The organism is Pseudomonas sp. Ps21-P2 (assembly GCF_039672565.1).
Taxonomy (GTDB): Bacteria; Pseudomonadota; Gammaproteobacteria; order Pseudomonadales; family Pseudomonadaceae; genus Aquipseudomonas.
This window is the reverse complement of sequence record NZ_JBDFPL010000023.1, coordinates 1-4,767: the sequence shown is the minus strand read 5'-3', so window position 1 is coordinate 4,767 and position 4,767 is coordinate 1. Positions and strand designations below refer to the sequence as shown.

2 protein-coding genes and 3 pseudogenes are annotated in these 4,767 nt (G+C 52.2%); 2 read left to right on the top strand and 3 right to left on the bottom strand.

Annotated features, from left to right (window positions below):
• The first annotated feature begins 567 nt into the window (after window positions 1-567).
• Complete coding sequence (locus tag ABEH28_RS27040; RefSeq protein ID WP_065986122.1) at window positions 568-918, top strand: hypothetical protein; 351 nt, start codon at window positions 568-570, stop codon at window positions 916-918.
• 83 nt (window positions 919-1,001) lie between these two features.
• On the opposite strand, the pseudogene ABEH28_RS27035 reads toward ABEH28_RS27040, so the two are convergent.
• A pseudogene (locus tag ABEH28_RS27035) lies at window positions 1,002-1,151 on the bottom strand (integrase); the annotation flags it as partial.
• A gap of 108 nt (window positions 1,152-1,259) precedes the next feature.
• Here ABEH28_RS27035 and ABEH28_RS27030 point away from each other — a divergent pair.
• Window positions 1,260-3,377, top strand: a pseudogene (locus tag ABEH28_RS27030) (bifunctional diguanylate cyclase/phosphodiesterase).
• A gap of 365 nt (window positions 3,378-3,742) precedes the next feature.
• Here ABEH28_RS27030 and ABEH28_RS27025 read toward each other — a convergent pair.
• Together ABEH28_RS27025 and ABEH28_RS27020 are read right to left on the bottom strand one after the other, a co-directional pair.
• Complete coding sequence (locus ABEH28_RS27025; protein ID WP_346631546.1) at window positions 3,743-3,928, bottom strand: hypothetical protein; 186 nt, start codon at window positions 3,926-3,928, stop codon at window positions 3,743-3,745.
• Window positions 3,929-4,239: 311 nt separating this feature from the next.
• Window positions 4,240-4,422: pseudogene (locus ABEH28_RS27020) on the bottom strand (integrase); the annotation flags it as partial.
• Window positions 4,423-4,767 lie beyond the last annotated feature (345 nt).

Genomic DNA, 4,767 nt, shown 5'->3' with positions numbered 1-4,767 from the left:
AGGAAGGAGCCCGCCAGGGGAGGCAGGAAGGCCTGGCGGGCTAGGTCTCGTACTGCTAAGGCCCGATAACGCTATAGATCACTCTAGGGTAGTGAGGCGTTATGGCGGAGAGCTGCCCTCCCTTAGGTCGTTTCGGGTCGTGGTGAGCTCGCATCTCCAGGGCACACTACCAACACTGAAGCATTCCGTTTAGCTTACTCCGTTGGGAGCCTGCATGACTTGCGGGACTTTCCTGGCCAGATCTGTCGGAATGTTAGGCTTGGAGATGACGTCATAATCAATACCCCCAGCGTCAGTTGCAGACTCTTGCCTTCAATGAATGAATGCATTTTGAAATCGCATCCCGACAGGAACGACAGCATCATTGGTAGCGTCGTGGCAGTCTGCCTGCAGGCGATTGCAGCTGCTGTCCAGCACTGTCCCAAGGTTCCTATAGTTGACGCCAGGTCGCACTCTGGAATAGAGCCCCAAAAGGTCAATCTTTCTGAAGCCAGCGCCGCACTCGGTATGGGTCGGTCAGTGAAACGTTAGACTTGCCCGAAAAATGACCCATCAAAGGAGTCAAACGTGTTTGTGATCCCGCTGGACCTCGGCGCAAGTGAAGCGATGCAAGCCATGATGGTCTATTCCAATGTGCTGTACCCACAGCGTGTTCGGTACTTTTTCTACATCTGCAAAGAACAGCTTCAAGGTCGCTGCAGAAAGGATCTGGTCATGCGCCTCGACAAGGTCATGGACGTGGCCCTAGTGCAGAGCGGGGAATGGCACAGCCGACTGACGATGGTGTTGCGCGAAGCGCTCGAGCTGGGCGCCCTGCACAGGGCCGACCACGATTTCTTCTTGGCGCAATTGGGCCACTGCACCCCTAGGAGGCACGAAAAACCCCCGATTCGGGGGTTGCAGCGAACCGGCAATTGATCACCAGGCGTCTCATGACATCTGTCATGTGGGACGTACCTACTCTCGACTAAACATGAATCGCTCACGACGGTTACAGTAATAGCCAAACCGCGATGTTTGAGCTGGGCGCGCCCAGCGAGCACGTGCGTTCGGGTCACCGCACGAAACTCATCGGTCAAAGCCAGATCGACAAACTCTCAAAAGCCTTCCAGGTCATTTTGATAGGCACGGCTTGTCCGGGGATTGTCCAGCTCGAATTAGTCACGATCATTGGCGGTGTCTTCAGTCAGTTTCGCGAAATGTGCATCTGGACGGTCAGTTGATCGACGAGATCTCAACTAGGCTCGTTTTCACAGGAGATGAATCGGGAGATCACCGCCGGGCAGATTCCAGTGGCTCGACACCCGCAGCAAGGTAGAATGGTGGCTTATAGCCATGACAAGGCCTCATTAGTGCATGCTGTGGAATTTTCTATGTTAGACGCTAGCCAGATTGAACGAGAACTCGAGAAAACAACCAGCGCTGCACGCTTCTCTGAGCAATTGGAGCTACGTTATCAGAGCGATATCCATACTACCCGCCGGCACCACCTGATTCTGTGCTTGATCTTGGGAGGTTTCACATTCGGTAGTTTTTCACTATGGATGGTCATCATAAATCCGAAGGATTTGGTATCAGCAATTTTGCAGATGGTCGGAACATGTGTACCAAGCACTCTACTGGGTGTGTTGCTTCTAAAGAAGTTATCGGAGCACTGGAGAGAATACGTCTCCATGTTGCCCTCATACACCGGATTTATAGCCGCTTACAACGTAGTAATTAACGGTGAACAACCTGTTTCGGGTGAGCAGTCACTGTTCATGTTTTGTTGGCCACTGATGCTTATTTATGTCAATACGTGCATGAAAAGCCCTTTTAATATTGCTTTGATATACAACATATTTTGCTTAACCATCACAGCTTGGGGTGTGCATACAGCCCCGATTTCCCTGAGTGCTGGCGGCTTGATAATGACCGCTATAGGATCCTCATCTTTTTTCTCATTGCTCGGCAACTACTGGTCCAACGCCGAAGCCAGACGAAGTTACCTGTATTGGCTACGTGAGGAAACCAGAGCCTCTAGTCTCACAGATGCCAATAGTGATTTGCAACGCCTTTCAGAGACCGACTCGCTGACCGGTCTGGCTAACCGTAGGCACATACAACCGCAGCTGGATGCGCTTACGGCAAACCATTTGGATGGACAGTCCGAGGGCGCATTATTTTTGATCGATATAGACCATTTCAAACGCTTTAACGACCATTATGGACATCTTATAGGCGATGAGTGCTTGAGAGCTGTTGCCACGGCTCTGGGCAGTTGCTTCATTTCGCCTTGCGCCGTAGCACGATTCGGCGGTGAAGAGTTCATTGCCGTTTTGCCAGATACCTCTCATGATGAGGCCCGCAGGATCGCTCACCACGTATTGCAAACCATACGTGAACTAAACATCGCCCATCTGGGACGTACAGATGGCATCTCGGTCATCACTGTCAGCATCGGATTAGCGCACAGTGCGAGTAGTGCGCTAACCGATAGCACCTCACTTCTGGATCAGGCTGACAAAGCTCTGTATCGAGCTAAAAGAGGTGGCCGCAATCGTCTAGAGGATACGGGATTTATTTTTTCTCAAAACGATGAGTCGCTTCTAACCCCGGAGGATATCCGAGAGGCGTTAGCAACAGACCAATTCGACCTGCACTTCCAACCGCTGTATCAACTCGAACCTTATCAGCTCACTGGATACGAAAGCCTTATTCGCTGGCTGCATCCCAAGCTCGGAAATGTGCCACCTGATTTATTCATCGCAATGGCAGAACGCAGCGGGCTGATTAATGCTGTAGGTGACTGGGTTTTGGATAAATCCTGTGAAGCGGCCAGCCGCTGGCATGACGCTGTCAACATATCAGTGAACCTTTCACCTATACAGCTTGCCAACACAGATTTTCCGATGAAAGTGGCGGGTGCATTACTTAAACATGGTCTCGCGAGCCATCGGCTAATATTGGAAGTAACCTAAGGCGTGCCTCTGCGTATAAATGATCAACTATTGAGTACAGTTTCCGGTCTCTGCAACTTGGGCGTACGACTGGCTCTGGACGATTTCGGTCAAGGTCATGCCAACTTGGCTTATTTACTGAAGCTTCCATTCCATTGTTTGAAGGTTGACCGTCAGGTACTCAGAATTGAAAACAAAGCCCAACGCGAGGAGGTGTTGACGGCCCTTTTGAAACTGGGGCATGCATTTGATCTCAAAGTGTTAGCGGAAGGCGTTGAGACTGCTCAGGATCTCGAGTTGTTGCGTACTCTAGGCTATGACCATGCGCAAGGGTATTATCTTGGACGTCCTCAACCGAATACATTTTCTTGTGACTCGTTACCCCCCACGCAGTCGCTGGCGCCCCATTGTCATCTTCATATAGTGTTAGGTAACTGACTGAACTTAATGCTAAGATTATTAGTCGACGTTCTCGATAATCTAAAGTCCGCTCCTTTTGCTACCCCACATACTGTTGTATCGGATGCCAAATAGAGAGTGCAACCGCCGGATCACTTAGGAAGTGGTTCTTGTGTTCAGCCGCCTCAGCCTACTCGCTAGGCACTTTGCCGTGGATTTGCGGTGTGCGAATGGACCACGTGGTAGCGTATCGGGCCTGATCTGAACGTTTGGCACTACGAGTACTCCGTTCATCAGGTAAAGCGTATGTTGAACTAAGATTGTGCCATGCAGATCAATAGGTTATTGATAACCTAGAGGGCATTTCCATGATCAAGGCACTTCCCTTACCTTTACTCTTCGCATTAGCGCTTGGCTTGCCTGGCTGTGAAAAATCGTCCGAAGACCACACGCAAGATGCCAACAAGCATTAACAAGCGTCCGATCAGAAACAGGTTGAGGGTAATCCCGGGCAGGCCGCTGATGAGAAGGCTCAGGCTGATAAGGACTATGCTGAGGCTCATGAAGTCCGAGCTTCTGAAGATCGCCATCAGGCCCCATCCTTAGCTGTGCCTGGGTATATCAAAGCTCCAGAAAAAAACTGATCGCGAGGATAATGCTCACCTCCCACGCGCGGGCGTGAGATTAATTTTCCTTGCCGCCGACGCGCCCGATAATTTCTGGAACAGGTGCATCTCAGCGCTGCATCCCTGCGCAGGATGGCGGAGCTGAATGCAGCAAAGTCGCCGAGATGGCGGTGTGTTCGAGACGGTGTGCAGATAAAGCGCATCCCCTCGGGCAGACCCGATCGCCTTTAATGCTAGAGTTCGGTAGGTGTGTTCGCCATCCGCTTACGCCATGGCTGCACCTTGGCGATATCCGCCTCGTGTTCCAGGGCATTGGTGGCTGCCGTTGCGCGCAGCCCGTGTACGAGTCCCGCAACCTCTACCCCTGCAGCTCTGGCGTAGTGCCCTACCACCGCATAGAGGCCGTCGGCGCTGATCCCTGCACCCGTTGCGCGGCCGCGCAGCGGGTGGAAGAGGGGAGCCGTGCTGTCCTGCTGATCATGGCCGCAAACGCATACCGGATCTTGTTGCCATCTGAGCCACCTCGATTGCCTGCTTTCTGTACTGATTCATACGGCAGGAAGTGTCACAGCGGGCTTTAACAGACTGGCGAGCGTTATATGAATGCGGGCCTGCTGGAACCTACCGCAGCGTTCCAGCTCGGCGGCCATCTCCAGATGCCAGTCCCTCATTTATAGTGACCACAGGCTACGAAGCCGAAGTGAGTCATGATCTGCCTGCCGGAGTCGCGTTCCTGCAAAAGCCTTGGAGTTTGGACCAGCTGGTTCAGACAGCTAGGCACATGCTCAAAACGGCCACTGATC